Origin of the sequence: Paenibacillus sp. FSL A5-0031, from assembly GCF_001956295.1 — a bacterium.
Lineage (GTDB): Bacteria > Bacillota > Bacilli > Paenibacillales > Paenibacillaceae > Pristimantibacillus.
On record NZ_MRTD01000004.1, the window covers coordinates 102,042 to 122,026 of the forward strand.

18 protein-coding genes and 1 pseudogene are annotated in these 19,985 nt (G+C 44.4%); 2 read left to right on the forward strand and 17 right to left on the reverse strand.

Annotation, left to right across the window (positions count from 1 at the left end):
* Window positions 1–4 precede the first annotated feature (4 nt).
* From BK120_RS08865 to coxB, 9 genes are all read right to left on the reverse strand, one after another.
* Window positions 5–922, reverse strand: coding sequence for an ABC transporter ATP-binding protein (locus tag BK120_RS08865; protein WP_256710833.1), 918 nt, complete (start codon window positions 920–922; stop codon window positions 5–7).
* Window positions 923–934: 12 nt separating this feature from the next.
* Complete coding sequence (locus BK120_RS08870; RefSeq protein ID WP_076267145.1) at window positions 935–1,321, reverse strand: GntR family transcriptional regulator; 387 nt, start codon at window positions 1,319–1,321, stop codon at window positions 935–937.
* Between the two features lie 29 nt (window positions 1,322–1,350).
* Window positions 1,351–2,076 carry a hypothetical protein gene (locus BK120_RS08875; RefSeq protein ID WP_076267146.1) on the reverse strand — a complete coding sequence of 242 codons (726 nt, stop codon included), beginning with the start codon at window positions 2,074–2,076 and terminating at the stop codon, window positions 1,351–1,353.
* Window positions 2,077–2,327: 251 nt separating this feature from the next.
* Entirely contained in the window at window positions 2,328–2,789 is a 462-nt protein-coding gene (locus BK120_RS08880; RefSeq protein ID WP_076267147.1) for a DUF420 domain-containing protein, read from the reverse strand.
* 35 nt (window positions 2,790–2,824) lie between these two features.
* Window positions 2,825–3,721: a cytochrome c oxidase assembly factor CtaG gene (gene ctaG / locus BK120_RS08885; protein ID WP_076267148.1), complete on the reverse strand. Its 897-nt coding sequence runs from the start codon at window positions 3,719–3,721 to the stop codon at window positions 2,825–2,827.
* A 91-nt stretch (window positions 3,722–3,812) separates the two neighbouring features.
* Window positions 3,813–4,130, reverse strand: coding sequence for a cytochrome C oxidase subunit IV family protein (locus BK120_RS08890; protein ID WP_076267149.1), 318 nt, complete (start codon window positions 4,128–4,130; stop codon window positions 3,813–3,815).
* 3 nt (window positions 4,131–4,133) lie between these two features.
* Window positions 4,134–4,751, reverse strand: a complete 618-nt coding sequence (locus tag BK120_RS08895) for a cytochrome c oxidase subunit 3 (protein ID WP_076267150.1) — start codon at window positions 4,749–4,751, stop codon at window positions 4,134–4,136.
* Window positions 4,748–6,595, reverse strand: coding sequence for a cytochrome c oxidase subunit I (ctaD, locus tag BK120_RS08900; RefSeq protein ID WP_076267396.1), 1,848 nt, complete (start codon window positions 6,593–6,595; stop codon window positions 4,748–4,750). The genes BK120_RS08895 and ctaD overlap by 4 nt, the downstream gene beginning before the upstream one ends.
* 74 nt (window positions 6,596–6,669) lie before the next feature.
* Window positions 6,670–7,722 carry a cytochrome c oxidase subunit II gene (gene coxB, locus BK120_RS08905; protein ID WP_076267151.1) on the reverse strand — a complete coding sequence of 351 codons (1,053 nt, stop codon included), beginning with the start codon at window positions 7,720–7,722 and terminating at the stop codon, window positions 6,670–6,672.
* 368 nt (window positions 7,723–8,090) lie between these two features.
* Here coxB and BK120_RS08910 point away from each other — a divergent pair, with 368 nt between their 5' ends.
* Window positions 8,091–8,819: a YhcN/YlaJ family sporulation lipoprotein gene (locus tag BK120_RS08910; RefSeq protein WP_076267152.1), complete on the forward strand. Its 729-nt coding sequence runs from the start codon at window positions 8,091–8,093 to the stop codon at window positions 8,817–8,819.
* 81 nt (window positions 8,820–8,900) lie between these two features.
* Here BK120_RS08910 and BK120_RS08915 read toward each other — a convergent pair.
* Window positions 8,901–9,610, reverse strand: a pseudogene (locus BK120_RS08915) (aldo/keto reductase); the annotation flags it as partial.
* Window positions 9,611–9,845: 235 nt separating this feature from the next.
* Here BK120_RS08915 and BK120_RS08920 point away from each other — a divergent pair.
* A complete protein-coding gene (locus BK120_RS08920) occupies window positions 9,846–10,178 on the forward strand; it encodes a winged helix-turn-helix transcriptional regulator (protein ID WP_076267153.1) in 333 nt (110 codons plus the stop codon).
* Between the two features lies 1 nt (window position 10,179).
* Here the strand turns inward: BK120_RS08920 and BK120_RS08925 are convergent, their stop codons facing one another.
* From BK120_RS08925 to BK120_RS08955, 7 genes are all read right to left on the reverse strand, one after another.
* Window positions 10,180–11,052, reverse strand: a complete 873-nt coding sequence (locus tag BK120_RS08925) for a DUF421 domain-containing protein (protein ID WP_076267154.1) — start codon at window positions 11,050–11,052, stop codon at window positions 10,180–10,182.
* A 444-nt stretch (window positions 11,053–11,496) separates the two neighbouring features.
* Complete coding sequence (locus BK120_RS08930) at window positions 11,497–12,234, reverse strand: GTP cyclohydrolase II (protein WP_076267155.1); 738 nt, start codon at window positions 12,232–12,234, stop codon at window positions 11,497–11,499.
* Window positions 12,235–12,334: 100 nt separating this feature from the next.
* On the reverse strand, window positions 12,335–14,101 hold the full coding sequence (locus tag BK120_RS08935; protein ID WP_076267156.1) for a glycoside hydrolase family 2 protein: 1,767 nt from the start codon (window positions 14,099–14,101) through the stop codon (window positions 12,335–12,337).
* A gap of 35 nt (window positions 14,102–14,136) precedes the next feature.
* Window positions 14,137–16,611 (reverse strand): family 43 glycosylhydrolase, encoded by a 2,475-nt coding sequence (locus BK120_RS08940; protein WP_083681769.1) that lies wholly within the window; start codon window positions 16,609–16,611, stop codon window positions 14,137–14,139.
* Between the two features lie 3 nt (window positions 16,612–16,614).
* Window positions 16,615–17,451, reverse strand: a complete 837-nt coding sequence (locus BK120_RS08945) for a carbohydrate ABC transporter permease (RefSeq protein WP_076267157.1) — start codon at window positions 17,449–17,451, stop codon at window positions 16,615–16,617.
* 40 nt (window positions 17,452–17,491) lie between these two features.
* Entirely contained in the window at window positions 17,492–18,385 is an 894-nt protein-coding gene (locus BK120_RS08950) for a carbohydrate ABC transporter permease (protein WP_076267158.1), read from the reverse strand.
* 58 nt (window positions 18,386–18,443) lie between these two features.
* Window positions 18,444–19,820, reverse strand: a complete 1,377-nt coding sequence (locus BK120_RS08955) for an ABC transporter substrate-binding protein (protein WP_076267159.1) — start codon at window positions 19,818–19,820, stop codon at window positions 18,444–18,446.
* Window positions 19,821–19,985 lie beyond the last annotated feature (165 nt).

Genomic DNA, 19,985 nt, shown 5'->3' on the forward strand with positions numbered 1-19,985 from the left:
TCTACTAGTTCATTCTTGTATTTAATCTATCTTGTGTAAGCAAGGCATTCATAATCTCATCCAGCTCTAGTGCCTGCCTGCTTACAATCTGATAGCCTTCCTCAGCACACCATGCTTCAGCTTCTGCAGCCTGATTTGTCGCAATTCGATAGGTCGTTCCACCTGCATGCTCAACAACGGTTTGACCTGGGATTAACGTTGCTTTCTTCGGAGTCAGATCCGCTCCACTTACAAATAGCGTAAACCAACTGCTGAATAACTCATCCTTCTCGTACATGCCAAGCACTCTGCCTTGAGCCATAAATATGATAAAATCAGCAAGTCGTTTCACCTCTTCGATGATATGTGAGGTCATAAGAATGGTACGATCTCCTCGATCCATGTACCGATGAAGCACCTCAATCATCGTTTTCCATGCAAGCGGATCAAGCCCCGAGGAAGGCTCGTCGAGCAGGAGCAGCTCCGGATTATGTGTTAGGGCTAGCGCAAATTCAAATTTGCGACGCATCCCCTTCGACATTTTGCCAAGCAGCTGATTATCATCGACCTCAAGAATGCGAAGCAGCTCCCGATAACGATTTACATCCCATTTGTCATACCAGAAGCGATGAAACTCAGCTTTCTCCGTCCCCTTCATGTTGTCCTCATGCGGGGAGGATTGATCATGCAAGTAACCAATTCGTTTTTTAACCTCTGTGCTGAGCCCATTCTCCACTTGCTCTCCAAGCAGCTGAATGGTGCCCACATCCGCTTTATCCAGATCAAGCATTAAGCGAAAGGTGGAGCTCTTACCGCATCCGTTCGGCCCAACAATGGCAGTGATGTAACCCTGTGGAATACTCATATGGACCGGCCCTAGTTTGAAGCTCGCACGATTTTGCACAACGCCGTCTAATTGTATCGCCATCGTCTCATTCATCATATGTCCCACCCTTTAATCAAAATGCTTGCTCATCGCTTCTTTAAACATCGTCTGCAGCTCTTCCTCTGTGCACTGAACCCGCTTGCCGGCTACAACTGCCTGCTCTAGCGCTTCAATAACAGCAGCAAGACGATGCCGGTCACGTTCCTGATCACCTACCTGTGCCACATAGGTGCCAGTTCCTTGCCTTGTTCGAAGCAGCCCTTCCGCTTCCAAATCGTTATATACTCTTTTTACTGTAATCACGCTGCACTTGACGGTTTGGGCAAGCTCGCGAATCGATGGCAGCAGCATCCCTTCCGAAAGTTGGCCGCTGACGATTAAGGCTCGCAATTGTACTTCGATCTGATGATAAAGCGGCTCTGCACTTTGTTCATTAATTTGGATCGGCAGCCGCATGAGGTTCACCTTCTTCCATTCTCAAATATCTATGCTCTGTAGGTTCTTTTCTCCAGCCGATTTTCAATTCGTTTAACGCCGAGGAACGCAGCAGCAACACCAATAGTTACGGTTATGATTGGCAGCCACCAACTGCCGTTCTCGATTGCATGCAGCGAACTTGAGACAATATTTCCAATATCCAAAAAGGCTAGACTGATTGAAAAGATAAGCAGAAAAGCGAGATAAGTGATGTTGAAGAAAAAATATGTTTTTCCTGAATGCCCCAATTCCCAGTATACATAACCAATCCCCATTGTCAGTGAATAGCCAAACCAGCTTGCTCCATATAACACGAAGCTTAAGGCTGAAATATCAACGCCCATATTCCGTGCAATGATAAATTGCAATAAGAAGAAAACAAGTTGAGCAGCAAACAATACGATAGCCAGCTGAATGATTCTCCCTAGTGCAATTTGTTTCGATGAAATCGGCAGCGTTCTCCATTGTGCGATCTTCCTCGTATAGGAATTCTCTTTCCAGGAACGCATCATTGTCTTATTAGCAATGAACCCTAGAACAGGCAGAATCGAAAGGTAAATGAAATCGAGTGACCAGTTTCCGAATGGTCCATTTTCCCCTATGAAGCCATCCCGCATTAAAGGAACGGTAAATAACAATAAATATCCAATAAAAAATAATGTAAAAAGACTTTTCCAACGATCTTTAGCCAGCTCATGCTTCGCTAAATACCATGCACCCTTCCATAACCCCACAGCATTTGCTCCCTTCAATCGCTTAGCGAATATACTGTATATATCCTTATACACAGTATATTCAGTGTATACACAGATGTCAAGTACTCCCATAAAAAGATTTTTGGAGGAGAATTCCCTTCTACGGTAAATAATCCTGCACAATGGAAATCCCCCTATTTGCAAGCCAATCACTTCTGCATAAACATAAAAAAAGCCATGTTCTCAAAAGAGTAGTCTCTTTTGAAATCATGGCTTACACAATATCTTTTCTATCCGAAAATAGCATCAATAACGGGTTTCGTATGGCCGCCTGGATACATAAGATACAGCAATACGTACACCGCTGTGCCTGTAATAGCTGTAATAAACCAAACTACTGAAGTTACTTTACCCCATTTGCGATGTTTGGCAAACTTTTTCTTATAACCAAGCGTTAGTGTTGTAATTCCGAAAGCGCCGCCAACTGTAGCAAGCACGATATGGAACAATAAGAAGACAAAATAGTAAGGCTGTAAGCTGTCTGGCCCGCCCCAGATTGTATTTCCTACGAATATCGAACGCGATACATATACGATGAAGAAGATCGTTGCTGACACTGCTGCATAGAACATAACCTTCTGATGCTCCGCCAGCCTGCGCTTAATCGCGAGCCTCCAGCCTACGGCTACCAGCACCGCACTAAGCACGATGAAGAAAGTACTGATTGTCGGTACAATATTATATTTGTCCACTTTTACCCCACCTAATGTTCGTTAAATAATTGGTATTAAGCTGTTCCTGTATTCGTATTCGGCAATTCATCGTCCTTATGCTCACGCTTGAACCATTGCTTGAATATATACGCCAATATAATGCCGTACATAATTTCCTGCACGAACTTCATGACGATTCCGCCAAGCTGCTGGTCTTCAACAACGTCCATAATATTAAAAAATTGCGGACCGCTAAAGCTCTCCAGCAAACGGCTCGGATCACCCGATACACAGTACCCCATCGCTGTAACCCAAACATTAGGATCGCTATAAATCGCATACATAGACGTTTTGGCAAAAATAATTAAAGCACAAGCTGGTGTCAGAAGCATGCCGTTCGCAAACACATAAGCCATTCTCTTCACATCGCTAAGTCTGCTCCACTCCGGAACAGGTGAGGCAATCTGCCACCACATCATAAACGACGTTACAAGCAAAATAAAATAATAAAGACGATGCACAGAGAAGTGCGTCATCACATAGTCATGGACAATTGGGACATGATAAACCGAGAACAAAATATTAAACAACAAAAGACAAATAATAGGATGCATCATGAAGCTCAGTTTTTTCCAAAACGGAGCGGAGAACATTTTTCGCCATAAGAAGCTTGGAACTCCAAGCAATACTAGCGGCGGTACAACTAAATAAGATACTGACATATTGACCATATGAAATGTAAACATAAGGTGACCTAATAGATTTAAAGGTCCTCCGTGAACCATATAAAACATAATTGCAGCCGAAACAAACATAAACTTCTGAAGCTTTGTCGCTGCATCAGCCTCAGGAGCATTCTTCTCACGCCATGGTCCAATTAAGTAAAAATATAGAATGACGATTGCGGCCATTCCGAATAGAAACATGGGGGTCCACAATTCCTCGAAGCGAAAATATTGTAAGCCAAGCATCGTGGAAACTCCTTTCAATTACGCTAGCTTTTTTACAAAAGAGGAGGGACCCAAGCCTCGGGACCCTCCTCTCCTCCAATAGTTAAATCGGTTACCACCAAGCCCAGTATTCAGCCATAATGACACATGTGAAGACGATGAATACACCAGTCAAAATCCCAATAATTGCGAAAGTATGACCACGGTCTTTCATGTGCATCCAGAATGCCATTTGTACGAATACTTGCAATACCGCTAAGCCGATCAAAATGATGTAGATAAAATCTTTGTTGATTTCTCCGCTTATTACGGTCGCGAATGCGATGAACGTAAGCAAGATCGAGAAAATAAACGCGATAATATGCTTCTTAGGTCCTTCGACCTTATGACGCTTGGGGCTTTCCTCAGTGGCTGTATGATTGCTTGCCATGGATTAAACCACCTTTCCCATCAAGTAGACGACGGTGAAAATGAATACCCATACAACATCGATAAAGTGCCAGTACATACCAGCTACATATACCTTAGGTGCTGTTACTACAGTCAATCCTTTTCTTGCTAATTGAATAATAATCAATGTGATCCATGTAATACCGAAAGCAACGTGTGCTCCGTGGAAACCTACCAGCGTATAGAACGAGGAGCTGAATGCGCTCGTTGTAAAGCCGTGGCCTTCATGTACATAGTGCCAGAACTCATAAATTTCAAGAGCAAGGAAACCTGCGCCAAGAATGACCGTAATAATCAGCCAATTAATTAACGCCTTCACTCTGTTTGTATGCAGCGCATGAACAGCGAACACGCTTGTTAAGCTTGACGTAAGCAAAAGTGCTGTCGCAAGCGCAACGAGTGGAAGCTGGAACAATTCATGTGCTGGCGGTCCATCAAGGACTTGATTCCGTAGTGCTAGGAACGCTGAGAACAACGTTCCGAACAATACAGTTTCTCCGCCAAGGAAAAGCCAAAAGCCTAATACTTTATTGCGTCCCTCGAGGGTCGCCTTTTCGGGCTCATGAGGCAATTGCCCCTCTACATGCGAATGCGCACTCATGCTTTACCCCCCATATCTCTAAGGATTTCTTCTTCTTCAATGTGGAAGCCGTGATCATCGATTACGGAACGAAGGAACATGCAACCGAACAGGATCAGCAAACCAACAATACCGAGAGCATAACCTGATTTGAATGATCCAAACAAGTTGCCCCAATCTTTAGCGTACATGAAACCTAAACCTGCGATAAACAATCCAAATCCCATGAAGAAAGGCAGGATCGAAGGAGAAGGCATATGAATTGGACCAATTGGCTCCGCAGGCGTCATGCCCTTGTGACCGTCCGTTTTTTCTTTCCAGTATGCATCATAGCCGCGTACAAGCGGTGTTTGAGCAAAGTTGTATTCAGGAGGTGGAGATGGAATCGTCCACTCTAGAGTACGACCGTCTTCCCATGGATCAGCTGGTGCATTTTGTGGTTTGAAAGCTGTGATAACAACGTTCAGCAAGAAGAAAATTGTACCAAAGCCCATCAAGAATGCGCCTACTGTACTGATCATGTTCATTTCGTTGAAACCAAGACCGTCGAGATATGTCCAAATACGACGAGGCATACCTAGCAAGCCAAGGAAATGTTGAATAAAGAATGTTAAGTGGAAGCCAATAAAGAACGTCCAGAACGTCAATTTACCAAGTGTTTCATTCAGCATGCGTCCGAACATTTTTGGCCACCAGTAGTGAAGGCCTGAGAAAATACCCAGTACCAAACCACCTACGATAACATAGTGGAAATGCGCTACGACAAAATAAGAATCATGATATTGGAAGTCAGCAGGTGCTGCTGCCAGCATGACGCCGGTAACGCCGCCCATTACGAAGGTTGGTATAAATCCGACAGCGAACAAGTTAGCTGTCGTGAATTTAATGGAACCGCCCCACATCGTAAATAGCCAGTTGAAAATTTTGATACCTGTTGGAACCGCGATAAGCATCGTTGCAATGGAGAACAGCGCATTCGCAACTGGTCCAAGACCAACCGTGAACATGTGATGCGCCCAAACCATGAAGCCCAAGAAGCCGATCAGGATTGTAGCGAATACCATCGAGCTGTAACCGAACAAACGCTTACGTGAGAATGTACTTATTACCTCGGAAATAACGCCGAAGGCCGGCAAGATGAGGATATAAACCTCAGGATGCCCGAATATCCAGAAAATATGCTCCCATAGGACTGCGTTACCGCCGCCAGAAGGATCAAAGAAATTTGCATCAAACAATCTGTCGAACATGAGTGCCGCTAGACCAACTGCCAAAGCAGGGAAAGCGAACAGGATTAGCGCCGAAGTAATGAACGCAGCCCATGTAAACATCGGCATACGCATGAACGTCATGCCTGGTGCACGCATGTTAATAATCGTTACGAGGAAGTTAATACCCCCGATAAGTGTTCCGATACCCGCTATTTGCAAACCTAGTACATAATAGTCAACGCCGTGATCGCCGTTATAGGTCGTCCCCGCGAGCGGTGCATATGATGTCCAGCCTGCATCTGGAGCGCCCCCAGTAAACCAGCTCACGTTAAGCAAAATACCGCCGAACAAGAATGTCCAGAAGCCTAATGAGTTAACGAAAGGGAATGCTACGTCACGCGCGCCGATTTGAAGCGGTATAACCGCATTCATTAAGGCGAATAAAAGCGGCATCGCTGCAAGGAAGATCATCGTCGTTCCGTGCATGGTTAAAAGCTCATTATATGTATCCGCGCTAACAAAGTTATTTAGCGGCTTCCACAATTGAACCCGAATCAAAATCGCTTCCAAACCACCGACAAGGAAGAAAAAACCGCCGGCAATCATATACAATATTCCGATTTTTTTATGGTCAACCGTAGTCAGCCAGTCCATCAGACCGCTGTAACGTTTGACCTTATGCGTATGCGCATGAGCCAAAGTAGGTACCTCCTTCAATCACCGATAAATTATTGTTCGTAGTTAAGCTTCAATTCAGATAAGTATTTAGCAATACCTTCAATCTCTTGTTCAGTCAAATCTTCGATTTTACCCATTTGGTTGCCCGGTTTAACTTCGTCCGGGTTTTTGATCCAACGGTGCAAGTTGTCGTATACTGAACCTTCATTGGAATATTGCGGATCATCGGTGTTAACAAGTATACCCCCGACAGTCTCACGGCTTCCGATACCTGTCAAGTTAGGATAAGCAGGTCCGCCCAAATCACCCACTGCGTGGCAAGATAGACATTTGCTTTCAAATGCTTTAGCAATTGCCGGATCGCTTGGAAGCGCTACAGGTTCTTTAAGTGCAGCTACCCAACGATCAAATGACGACTCGTCCACTGATTTAACTTTAAAGTCCATCAAACCATGTGAAGGTCCGCAAAGCTCAGCACATTTACCCAGGTAAACGCCTTCTTTTGGTGCAGAGAAGTACATTTTATTTACGTTAGCACCAGGGTTGGTATCGATTTTCCCAGCAAGCGATGGAATCCAGAATGAGTGAAGCACATCTGCCGATTTCGCTGTGATGGAGATCGTCTTACCTTTTGGAATAATAAGCTCTTGTGCTGTCTTGATTCCGTAAGCTGGGTATTCAAACTCCCACCAGTATTGGTGTGAAGTAACGATGACCTGAACCGCTTCCGGATCTTTGCTGTAGTCTTTAGCAAGATTAAATACGGATTGAACGGTTGGAACACCCAAAATGATAAGCATGATGATTGGAATTACTGTCCAAATAATCTCAAGCTTATGATTTCCTTCCACCTGCTTAGGAATTGTTTTGTCTCCCGGACGTCTGCGGAAACGAATAATTACAAACAAAGAAATCGCAAATACGGCAACAATCACGATTAACATGATTCCAATTGCCAGCTTCATCAGCCCGAATTGTTCTTCCGCTACAGGTCCCTGAGGATTCAGCGTCGACAAATCGCTCCGCCCGCAAGCCGCTAGTACTAGCACCATCATGGCCATAAGCGGCGCAAGCCGTTTTACAAATCGCCACCGTTTCATCATTAATCAACCCCACTTTTGACGTTTTCGCAGCTGCCTAATTTTCACGTGGCATACGGCTGGCTGCGTGTTTCACAGATGTTATTACAACTCCTGCAACTTAAATCACTTTATTAAATATAAAGTTGAAGCCCCTATTTGTCAATGTTCCACAGAGAGTTCACAAATTGTTCTCAAAGCTGTCAAATTCGCATCATTACTGCGTTTTTTCGCATGATAAACTGTGTTGTTTAGCCCGTCTGCATGGCGTTCTCTCTATCTTACATTGTGCACCAAACCCATGGTCAATTATGTATGCTTGCAAAAACGTATATTTACGGAGCCGCGGCAAAAACTAAAGCCATTATCGTATGAATGGGGGTCCGTTCTTTATGGTTAAACGAATTGCCGCATTGCTGTTGTCGGCAGTCATGATAACAACTTCAGCCGGCTGTGCCTACAAACAGTATGCTCAGCAAAGCGACACCGATTATGGAAGCCGTCAAGCTAACGATCCGAAGATGCTCGGCGGCAGAGCTTATGGCAAGGCTACGAACAATGCTGACCAGCATAATAATTCATTTTTTGAATACAGCTCCGTCATCTCACGCAAAGTAACTGATCTTAACGGCGTAGCTTCCGCAATCGTTATGCTCACAGACAAAAATGCTTATGTCGGCTTAATGCTTGATTGGACCGCAGTTGGCACTCGCAATTCCGGCGGCAAAAGCGAGCAAGACAATACAGGCACTAGTGAAGGCGTATATAACCATGATACGGGCAGTCCGTATGGCAACAGTAAAATTCTTGTATCACCGTACAACTCCTATTTCTCAGTCAACGATGTTAATGATTTGTCGGATGAACTTAAGCAGACTGTCGCTCTTAGAGTTCGAGAGCTCGCTCCAGCTGTACAAGAAGTTCATATTTCAGCCAATATGGAGTTCGTAAATTACTTCAACGATTTTGCCAAGGAAGCTTGGGGCGGTCGATCCTTAATGCCACATATCGATAAATTCAATACTGTAGTGAACTATCATTTTGCCGGTGGAAAGGATATGCCTTCTCCAATTACACAACCAGGCACCTACAGCCCCACCGAGACCCAAATGAATCATTAAAAAAAAATCGCTTCTATTATATATATAGCAAAAAGGCACTTCTCTCGAAGAGCCTTTTTGTTATTTCTATCATTTTGCTTTTTAACGCATCGGTGCAAAGCCACTGATTTCTGCCAAGATTTCTTCAGTTTGTGATAGCAGCTCATCTGTCAGCTCAATATCTACTGATTTTATGTTTTCTTCGATTTGAGCCGGTCGGCTCGAACCGATAATCGCTGAGCTTACATTCGGCTGGCGCAGCACCCATGCTAATGCAAATTGTGATAACGATGCTCCAATCGTTGCAGCCAGCTGCTCCAGCTTCTCTGCAACCTGCAGCAATCTTCACGCAAATAACTGTTTATGATGCCATTTGTTTTATCATTTGCAGCACGACTGCCTGCTGGCACGGCTTGGCCTGGCTTGTACTTACCTGTTAGAATCCCTTGTGCAAGCGGGGAGAAAACAACCTGTCCCATGCCTTCTTGCTCACAAGCTTCGATTACGCCTCGTTCAATATACCGCTCAAACATATTGTAAATCGGTTGATTCGAAATTAGCTTTCGGAGGTTAAGACGTTTGCCTATCGCAGCAGCATCCGTAATTTGTGCAGCTGTCCACTCACTGACCCCTGCATAAAGCACCTTCCCTTGTGCCGTCAAATCATCGAGTGCCCGCAAAGTTTCCTCAACCGGCGTTTCCGAATCAAAGCGGTGGCATTGATAAAGATCTATATAATCTGTACCCAAACGCTTCAAGCTTGCATCACATTGCTCGACGATATGTTTTCTAGAAAGTCCGAGATCATTCGGGCATGAATCGATTTACTCCGCTCTTCATCTGTAGTCTATAGTACAACGTACTATTATTAAAGTAGTGAATCTTTTTTCAAAATATAAGAAAGTATATTATTTTCTCATACTTATCTTATATTTCACCGTCTAAGCTGCTTCAGCGTCAGAAGGACGAAAGCGCTTTAGCTAGCTTTACTATCTTTAATATACATACTATACTATTGGTAGCAGGAAACAGAGAGGGGAATTGTCGATGAGTGCACATAATTACATTCCGAAGGAACCGCTCCATATCGAATGTAATATTGAGAAGACATTAGATGTGATTGGCGGTAAATGGGCTTTTTTAGTGCTGAGAGAACTGTTTTGCGGCACCAAAAGATTCGGAGAAATACAGAGGCTTATTCCGGCGGTTAGTCCTCGTGCATTAACAAGCACGCTCCGTCATCTCGAGGATAAGGGCGTGCTTGAACGCAAGGTTTTTCCAACCGTGCCCGTTACCGTCGAATACACACTGACACCTAAGGGCGAGGACTTGCATCATATTTTAAAAGAAATGAAGCTTTGGTCGGCTAGATGGACATAGGCTAATGCTTCAACAGCTGATCAGGCAGTGACTTGGTGCTTGCTTGAAAGCGATCAATTGCAGTCTGATAAACGCGTCGATCGCTTTCATTACGAGACAAGCGTTCAAGTCGAATCAACTCCGCCTCAAACTGCTCAATCAACATAATCACACGATCCTTTGGTTTGGATTGTTGACTATTTTGCGGCTGCTTGCTCTCTTCCCCAGTATCGATAAGCAGCTCGCCATTGCTGTCAATTTGAGCAAAAAACACCTCTGATTCCTTCACATTTCGCTTTTCCAACTCCTGCAGCAGCCATTGTCGGTCATGGCCTAGGTTTGAGAGCACTTCATCCTGTATTTCCCCGTCCATCAATACGGTCATTGCCTCTCGCTCGTTCGGCACCTGCCAGCCAAGCGTATCCGGCGTTAAAGGCTGATAGGCTTTCTTCAGCAGCACATTGACCTCACCGCTTGATTCCATAACAGCAAACTCCACGTCGGCTACACGGTATACATCCTTTTTGCGCAATTGCTCCAGCATCTCATCCAAGGTCAACCGTTCCTTGTGCAAGCTTTCTTTGAGCAGCTGGCCATCTTTAATTAGCACAGTACCTTTACCATCAATAAAGTCACGAGCCTTCTTGCTTTTTATGGTCAAAAATTCCATTCCGACCGACACACTAACCCAAACCGCTAATGATACCATCCCTAAAAACCATAAATTGTCGAGATCAAGCGAGATATATGCGGCAATATTACCGATAGATATACCTGTTATGTACTCGAACAGCGACAGCTGAGAAATTTGGCGTTTTCCCAAAACCTTCGTAAGCGCAAATAAAATAGTGATGGCCGCTAACGTTCGCAGTACAATTTCAATCCAACTTGGCATTTTACTTCCCCCTTCCATTTCTAGAGTATCCAGAAAGGAAAAAGTCATTCGCTGTAATTTGTTGTTGCATTTAAATATAATATGTAGTATGATAATGGGAATGTATAATATTTAACCCCATAACATCCCCAGTAAGATTCAATGATTTCCTCAGATTTTGATTTCTTTGCTGTTAATTCCAAACCTGTTACGTGATGTATTTCTGATTCACACTGGCGCGGTCATCGGAGCCGCGAGGACGGAAGAGAGGTAGGGCTTTCGTTGTTTTAGGATGCGAGTTTAAGACAACTTGGTACACATGCTGTTTGCTGTTAACAAGGGGACCCAATACGGCCTTTCTTATAAGAAGAAGAGGTCCGGTTAAATATATGATACAAATAAGGGCTGTCCGGCTAGCGCATTTATGTGCTATCGGGGCAGCCCTATCCAATTTTTCAACCTTTATTATTCATTAGGACAACCGCTTGCTGCAAAATGACCCGAACGATTCACTTTTGTCGCGAGATACCTCTCATTATGCTCCGATCGATCTCCCCACAGCGGAATACGATTTTTCACATCAAGTCCCGCCGCCTGCAAGGCATCCAGCTTCTTCGGATTATTCGTAATGAGTGACACTGGTTTCTCACGAAGTGCTTTCAATACGAGTATCGCATCACTATAACTGCGAGCGTCATCAACAAAGCCAAGCTCCTCATTCGCCTCTACGGTGTCATAACCCTTCTCTTGCAGTAAATAAGCCATCGCTTTGCTGAACAAACCGATTCCTCTTCCTTCATGATTGGCCAAATAAAACAATGCGCCTGTACCCTGTTCCACAATCATGTGCATTGATTCATGCAGCTGATAACCGCAATCACATCGTTTGCTGCCAAAAATATCGCCCGTATGACAAATGCTGTGCATACGAATCCACGCCTCATCTGCCTGTTCGAAGTCGCCATACACCAGCACGCTTGATTGCTGCATTTCTGCTAAATTAATCGACGAAAGCTTCTTGATGACTTGCTCCGCATCGTCAAGCTGCTCTTTGCAGAGCAGCCAACAATACCATTGAAAAATTGCCTCGCCTTCATCAAGCTTCACCGGAAGCTGAATGGGACCGACTAAATAAATAGTGCCATGATCGCTTTCAATTACTTTTATCTTCTGATCAACTATAGATACTGCTTCTTTAAACATATCGCAATGCTCCTGACCTGTTCATAGTCTTTGTTTCGACTATTATGTTCGGTAAGTACATTAGCTATGCTAAGTGCAGTTCGCAGCATTGGAATATCGCTTATAAAACCGGGATCATTCCTTTGTTTAACTCTCGGTAGGTTTCAATAGGAAGCTTCGGTTCACGCTCGAAGGACAGCAAGCCATTTTTCTCCTGCTCAACATCCGTTAACTGCGTATAACAATAACCTTGCAGTCCGCCAGCCGCTATAATCGGACGCATCACGGCAACTAAACGGTTCAAGAAATCCTGATCGTCTCTAGCCGAAGAATACCCCCAACCTACTTCATTATCCTTAATATACGAAATACCGCCGAACTCCGATAGCTGCACCGGCTCGCCATTATAAGTGAACCCAGGCACAAGTATTTTTCTGCCTTGTGGATCACATTTGACGGACATTTCTGGCGTTGCATATCGACTTGCCAGTATCTCTTCTTGGCTCTCGTAATCATGAACCGTGTAAATATCAGATTTCACATGCTCCCAGCCATCGTTAGAGATAACTGGTCTTGTATCGTCAAGTGATTTGGTCAAATAGTATAGAGTAGAGGCATGGTGCTGCTGCCTTTTGTCTATTAATATATTTGGCGTTCCCCAGCTTTCATTAAGCGGAACCCACACGACAATACAAGGATGATTATAATCACGGTGAACAGCCTCCTGCCATTCATTCATGATACGCGTCACGTATTGCTCGGAGTATTGATACGCATTAGCCATCTCGCCCCAAACGAGCAGTCCAAGCTTATCGCACCAATACAAATAACGCGGGTCTTCAATTTTTTGATGTTTTCTCGCCCCATTGAACCCCATTTGCTTGGTCAGCTCGACGTCTGTACGGAGCATTTCATCGCTTGGAGCTGTCAGCACACCGCCTGGAAAATAACCTTGATCCAAAATTAGCTTCATATAATAAGGACGATTGTTTAAGCAAATGACGCCATCCTCAATCGATATCTTTCTCATGCCGAAGTAGCTTTTGACATGATCCAATTCTCGTTCTCCATCAAGCAGCATAAATTCAACGTCATACAGGTTTGGCTTCTCCGGCGACCACCAGCGGCCAAGCCCATGATCATTAAAATCATGAAGCTTGATAGAGACCTCCTCTTCCTGCTCCATAACACGAATAACATCCTCAGCGATTAATTCACCTTCAAACGATATTTTAATGCTGAGGCGCAAGCCATTATATAATTCCGTTCCCTTAATAAAGCTGCGAATATGAATTTTATTATGATCGATATCCGGCGTCAACCTCACTCGGCTCACATGCGCCGGATTAACAGCCTCCATCCAAACCGTTTGCCAAATCCCAGTCGTCCGCGTGTAGAAAACTTGCTCTGACTGCTCCTTCCAATACTGCTTCCCTCTAGGCAGCGTGACGTCTTTACTATAATCTTGAGCACGCACGACTATGCTATTGGGTCCTATTGCATTCAACACAGCAGTAATATCTGCATGAAATGGGGTATGGCCTCCCTCATGACTTGCTACTAAATGTCCATTTACCCATACCTTTGCTTCATAATCAACAGCACCGAAATGGAGAATGATTCGTTTCCCAGCATACTCCGTTGGAACCTCAATACTTTTACGATACCATACGATATCGTGAAACGATTTTTCATTAATGCCGCTTAACTCGCTTTGGTAACAAAATGGCACCTGAATCTTGCGATCAAACTGTTTTCTCTCGAACCATTTATTATCACAACCTGCGTTTGAGTCATCATACTCAAATTCCCATTCCCCGTTCAGGTTTAACCAGGATGATCGCTCAAATTGCGGTCTTGGATATTCATTTCGTATTGCATCCATCATGTTCCCACTCCAGTCCTATTGCTTATGCTTATATATTATTTTTTTAGCGGATTTATCATTAAATGGTTGAACAACATTGTTGAACGTTCTGACCGAATGCCTACCTTGCCATGCAAAAATGGATAAGGGTCCGTATAATCAATAACTGGAGTTGAGCCATCCCCCAGAAATACTTTTATGTTCCCGTCTTTTGCAGCAACTCTGAACGAATAGGCTTTACCGGTTTCCAGTTCTGCGCTTTCACTAGCTACTAAATTGGAATCATAGTTCATCCGATTCAAAGTCAGCTGCGAAGAAGAAATGCCGATGTAATAGCCCATGACTGCATCCCTAACCTGAGCCGGATGGTAGGATTCATTGGAAGCTCGAACAAAAACGCCTCCGATATCCGTTTCTGCATTCAACTGCACATCAAACGCCAGCTCATAATTGTCCCAATTGTCACTGCCCGCAAACAACATGTCATCATCTATGCCGCTGCCGCTATAGTCATCCTCCGATTGTCCGAACAGCCCCATTCCCGTTTGGGAGGATAATGAATGGAACGGCTGCTCCTTATCCAGCAGGTCTATAGCAAACAGCTCAAAGGAATGCACTTCCACTGGTCCAGCTTTCAGTTCAATCTTAAGCTCATGAAAACCTGACGCAATTTCGATTGTTCCGATTCGAAGCTTCGCTGTGCCTTCTACAAAGGCTGGGTCATCGGCTTTGATCTTTGTCTTCACGGCTTCGCCGCCGTCAATTGACCACGCCAAGACAACATCCTTCTCCGGCTTTTTAAGCGTTAAGCCGATCCCGTATTTTGCATGATCCTTCACATTCAGCTTGTATTTCAACCAGTCACCGCCTTGCAGCAGGCTCACGGAATAACTGCCATCTTCCAGCTTGCGAATCGGAACTCCGTCTGCTTTCCTAAAATCACTGATCTCGGATGACTTCTGCTCCAAATAAAAGCCGCGATCAGCTTCCTTCAAATAATGAACTGCTTCAATTGCTCCAGGCACAGGCTTATAAGCTTCAAAATCACTGCTGCCGCCTGCTTCATTCGTAAAGGCTGTATATTCATAAATGGGCTGCGACTGATTGGCGATATAGCCAATTTTTCCGCCGGTCGGCTTAGCTGTATGCTCCTCTATCTTTTTCATTCCATCGAAGAAGACAAGAACACTTTCATCACGCTGCTCAACACGAATCGTATGCAGCTTCGAGTAATCAAATGCATTAGGAAGCAGTGCTTGTGCAAGCTGTTTCTCTGATCCATTTTGAACCGTTACATACCCAATCTCATGTTTGCCTGGCCACAGCTTGATTGCTGAATAATTAGCTTCATCTGCATAAGAGAATACAACTGCAATCGTACTGCTATCCACTGCACTGTCCGAAAGATTCAATCGGAAGTTATATTCCGCAATAAAGGCATCTTCCGTCGAAAGTTTACTCAGCACCTTTTGTTCAGCCGCGGATGAGGATTCATCCCATTGTTGTGAAGAAATGCCGTCTGTGAGCCAGCTATATAATGAAGGCATTGCTGGCGCAGGCTGCATATGAGCATGAGATGGTCCAAAAACAACCAGCTTATCACCGTTATAGGCAAGTCGATCAATATTCAATTCACGTACTGGCGGGCCTTCAGAAGAATGTCCAATCAGATTATGATAAGTCAAATAATAAGAGTCCATATCTGGCCCAAGCACTGTTGCACTATGGCCAAGCCCTTTAAATTCATCCTTTACGCTGATGACGATCGGATTGTTTGCAGGAATCGTATAATCACCGAAAGGCCCCTCCTTGGATACTGCGTAGTTCACCCGATAACCGTTGCTAAATACGTGATTGCCCGTATACGTCATATAGTAAAGGCCATTTCTCTTCCAGATCATTGAACCTTCTGTCCAATGTCCAAGAAATGCATTAGTCGTTACGCCAACATCAATCGTTAATGGATCTGGCATTTCATGCGCGACGATGCCTTGCGTACCTGCATTCGTAAAATACCATTTCCCGTCATCGTCAATAAAAACAGAGCCATCGATAGAATTCCCGAGATTTTCGGTTTTGACGACGAAAGGGCCCGTTGGGCTGTCGCTTTGCAGCACATAATGCCCTTGGCCTGCCGGTGATGTATATAGGTAGAAGCTGCCATTCCAGTAAAAGACCTCAGGTGCATAAGCCCCAGTCGTAATGAGATCTTCAGTAACTAGTCCTTCATATTTCCAATCTACTAAATTTTCGGAGCTCCAAGCTTTAATGCCCGGACGAAAGTCCTTTGTACTGCAATACAAATAAAACCTACCGTTGTAACGCATGATGAAAGGATCACCGATCCCGTAATCCTCCCACTCTTGCTCCAGCTTCAACGAATTTGTATACAATTTAGCATCCTCCTTCAACAGTACGACTGCTTTTTCTTCTGGCGTGGACTTGCAGCCACTTAACATGACTACCATGCATACAACGAGGAAGGCGACAAGCTTCGTCGCCCTCATTTGTGTAAGGTTAAAATATCTCATGCGCTAACCTTTTAAGCCGCTAATCGCCATAGACTCGATAAAGTAGCGTTGGCAGAAAAAGAATACAAGAATGACTGGAACCATCGATATAATCGATGCCGCCAAGATGACCGGATAGTTAGAAGATCCCATATATTGTGATTGCATAGAAGCAATGAGAACTTGAATGGTTTGTTTCTGCGGGGAGCTTAAATAAATAAGCGGTCCCATAAAATCATTCCAAATGCCCATGAAGCTAAGCGCCGCTTGAGCTGCAATCGCAGGTTTTGCAACCGGCAGTGCAATGGTCCAGAAGGTACGGAAGAAACCGCTGCCGTCCAGCTTTGCTGCTTCCACCAACTCATTCGGCAAACCTCCCGCCAAGTATTGGCGCAGGAAGAAAATAACGACGATATTGCCAAATAACCCTGGTACGATAAGCGGCAAAAGCGTATCCGTCCAATTAATTGACGAGAAGCCAATAAACTGAGGAATCATAACGACGGAAAAAGGAATCATCATCGTGCCAAGCAACGATAGAAAAATAGCATCTTTAAACGGAAATTCAATCTTAGCGAATGCATATGCCGCCATTGTGGAAACGAATATTCCAATGACAAGGACAAAGACGACAATAATCATGCTATTCATAAAACCGCTTAGCAACGGAGAATCATTCCAAGCCGTTACATAGTTTTTGAATGTAGCCGGGTCTGGAATCCATTTAGGCGGAATCTCAAAAACGTTGCGTTGATCTTTTAATGAAGTGGATATCGTCCAAACGAACGGCGCCAGCATAATAATAGAGCCGATACATAAAATGAATGCCACCCAAAGGTTTGTTAGTCGTTTCTGTTGCATTTGAAATCAAACTCCCCTCGCAAACTGTAACGGTAAAAGATTAATCGTTGTACACCCATTTTTTCGATAAACGGAACTGAAGGAGTGTAACGATGAAAATAATAATGCCAAGAACCCAAGCCACTGAGCTGGCATAACCCATGTTAAAATACTTGAACGCATTTTCGAAAATATAAAATACTACGGTTGCCGCACTATACTCCGGCCCTCCGTCGCCTGCCAATACGTAAATTTGGCTAAACGATTGGAACGCGCCGATAACGCCCATGACAATAACGAAAAAATGAATGTTCGTCAGCAGTGGAATGGTAATTAACCGCAATTTCTGGAATGCACTCGCGCCATCCACTTCAGCTGCCTCGTAATAGGACGACGAAATCGATTGCAGCCCGGCTAAATAAAGAACCATCGTACCGCCAACGCCGCCCCATACTCCCATCAAAATCATGGAAGGTTTAATCCAATTTGCGTCACCTAACCAGTTAGGCCCTTCAATGCCGAACCAACTCCACATCGTTTGGTTGAGCAAACCAAAATCTTGATTCAATATCCATTGCCATAACAACGACACCGCAATAATGGGCGAAATGACTGGCAAGTAATAGATGGTCCGTAAAAACGAGATTCCTTTGAGCGGACGGTTCATCATAATAGCAAGCAAGAGTGCCACGATCATGCCAATCGGTATGCCAAGCATCATAAATACAGTGTTAAAAAGTGATTTGTACACCTTCTCATCGTGAAAAACTTCGATATAGTTGTCAAAACCTACAAACTCAGGCGGCGTAACCAAATCCCAAGACGTGAAGCTTAACCACGCTGAGTAAAGAAGCGGTGCGACTCCAAAAATGAGAAAGCCAAGCACTGGGGCCGCCACAAACAGGTAGGCCCATGCATATTCTTTGCGGATATAACTAGGTTTACTTTTCCTCATGCGTACACATCCTCGCACTAGCTATTCGTTATTTATGTTTATCATTCGAAACTTTAGTTTACTTATTTCCCTTGTCATACAGCTCTTGAAGCTTCGGCTGCAATTCCTTCGCCCAGTCCGCTGCTGTCATCTTGCCGTCCCACACTTTGCCTGCCTCTTGCCACATCGTATCGATCCACTTCGTATCCTTCGAACCGAAATCAATTGGCGGATGACCGTAATCTTCAATAATATCAAGGAAAACTTGACGATTTGCTGGTGCTTTGTCATAAGCTACAAACTCGCCTTTTGCCATATCAATCAAGTTTGGCACCGCTTGCCCAAGCTCGTAGTTTTGCTTCTGTCCTTCTTTATCCAGCGCAAGGAATGCCGCTAAGTTAAACGCTTCTTGTGCATGCTTCGATTTGCTGGATACTGAGTATCCCATTGAGCCAACCCATGTTCCTGCTTTTCCTGTCTCCGGGTTCACCGGCCATGCCGCGATATCCCATTCAAACGGCAAATCCCAAAATCCCGGTTGATCCCATGGTCCCATTGGGAACATGCCTACTTTGCCAGCTACAAATCGCGAGTACGAATTCATCGCTTTCTCATCCTCCGGCGACGGCGATACATTATGCTTCAGGCGCAGGTCTGCTACCCATTGCATTGCTTTTGCGAATTCCGGTGTATCAATCGTTACTTTGCCTGTTGTATAGTCGATGAAGTCGCCTCCGCTTGCCCATACCGCGCCTTCCAGCGTAAAGTTGGCTCCGCCATAAATGTCGACTTTGCCATCGCCATTCTCATCCTTCGTCAGCTTCTTCGCTGCATCTAACCAGTTGTCCCATGTCCATTTGCCAACCTCTGCAGGCGGCAATTCGAGCCCAGCTTCAGTAAACATCGTTTTGTTGTATGCCATTGCCCACGGACCTACGTCCTTCGGCAATCCGTACAAATCCCCTTGCCCGAGCTGCTTACCGTCAAAGCGGTAACGATCTAGCGCTTGTTTCCATACGTTATCGGCTTGGAACAGCTCTGTCGTTTCTAGAAACGGCTGCAGGTTTTGAATCGTGCCTGCTTCGGCAAACTTATAAAACTGCGGCCCTGATACATAAAATACGTCCGGTGTTTTGCCCGATGCAACCAGCGTAGACAGCTTCTGATTGTATTCAGCTGGCGGCACGCTTGTGTACTCTACCTTTACGTTCGGATATTTCGTTTCGTATGATTTGATCAGCTTCGTAAATATATCTTTCTCCTGCGGACTGCCATGACCCATAAACGATATCTTCACTTTTTCTTGCGGTGCGTTTGTTGCTGCATCGCCTTTATTCCCCGTATTTCCATTTGTAGCAGAGCTGTTGCCATTTCCACCTGATGAACAAGCCGATAGCAGCATTCCAAAGCATAATAGCATTACAAGTCCAAGCTTCGCGGATAATTTTCTATTCATTTCGTTTGACGCCTCCCTTTTTTTGCAAGCGCTTCCTTGATGAACTCATTCTAGATTATATTGTTATACTTTTAAATACTCTATTTAGTATAAAAAAAGAGAAATAATCTTCTTTCAACTAATGCTTCATCTTAAAAAGCAGTCTATAACCCCATCTTCTAATGA

What these genes read in the sequence shown, in the direction of transcription:
- ctaG (WP_076267148.1), bottom strand. Translation starts at nt 3,721, where the DNA reads ATGCTTGGCTTACAATATTTTCGCTTCGAGGAATTGTGGACCCCCATG.
- BK120_RS08930 (WP_076267155.1), bottom strand. Translation starts at nt 12,234, where the DNA reads ATGTTTAAAGAAGCAGTATCTATAGTTGATCAGAAGATAAAAGTAATT.
- BK120_RS08935 (WP_076267156.1), bottom strand. Translation starts at nt 14,101, where the DNA reads ATGATGGATGCAATACGAAATGAATATCCAAGACCGCAATTTGAGCGA.
- BK120_RS08890 (WP_076267149.1), bottom strand. Translation starts at nt 4,130, where the DNA reads ATGGCAAGCAATCATACAGCCACTGAGGAAAGCCCCAAGCGTCATAAG.
- coxB (WP_076267151.1), bottom strand. Translation starts at nt 7,722, where the DNA reads ATGATGAAACGGTGGCGATTTGTAAAACGGCTTGCGCCGCTTATGGCC.
- BK120_RS08865 (WP_256710833.1), bottom strand. Translation starts at nt 922, where the DNA reads ATGATGAATGAGACGATGGCGATACAATTAGACGGCGTTGTGCAAAAT.
- BK120_RS08940 (WP_083681769.1), bottom strand. Translation starts at nt 16,611, where the DNA reads ATGAGATATTTTAACCTTACACAAATGAGGGCGACGAAGCTTGTCGCC.
- BK120_RS08920 (WP_076267153.1), top strand. Translation starts at nt 9,846, where the DNA reads ATGAGTGCACATAATTACATTCCGAAGGAACCGCTCCATATCGAATGT.
- BK120_RS08895 (WP_076267150.1), bottom strand. Translation starts at nt 4,751, where the DNA reads ATGAGTGCGCATTCGCATGTAGAGGGGCAATTGCCTCATGAGCCCGAA.
- BK120_RS08945 (WP_076267157.1), bottom strand. Translation starts at nt 17,451, where the DNA reads ATGCAACAGAAACGACTAACAAACCTTTGGGTGGCATTCATTTTATGT.
- BK120_RS08910 (WP_076267152.1), top strand. Translation starts at nt 8,091, where the DNA reads ATGGTTAAACGAATTGCCGCATTGCTGTTGTCGGCAGTCATGATAACA.
- BK120_RS08925 (WP_076267154.1), bottom strand. Translation starts at nt 11,052, where the DNA reads ATGCCAAGTTGGATTGAAATTGTACTGCGAACGTTAGCGGCCATCACT.
- BK120_RS08955 (WP_076267159.1), bottom strand. Translation starts at nt 19,820, where the DNA reads ATGAATAGAAAATTATCCGCGAAGCTTGGACTTGTAATGCTATTATGC.
- BK120_RS08950 (WP_076267158.1), bottom strand. Translation starts at nt 18,385, where the DNA reads ATGAGGAAAAGTAAACCTAGTTATATCCGCAAAGAATATGCATGGGCC.
- ctaD (WP_076267396.1), bottom strand. Translation starts at nt 6,595, where the DNA reads ATGGACTGGCTGACTACGGTTGACCATAAAAAAATCGGAATATTGTAT.
- BK120_RS08870 (WP_076267145.1), bottom strand. Translation starts at nt 1,321, where the DNA reads ATGCGGCTGCCGATCCAAATTAATGAACAAAGTGCAGAGCCGCTTTAT.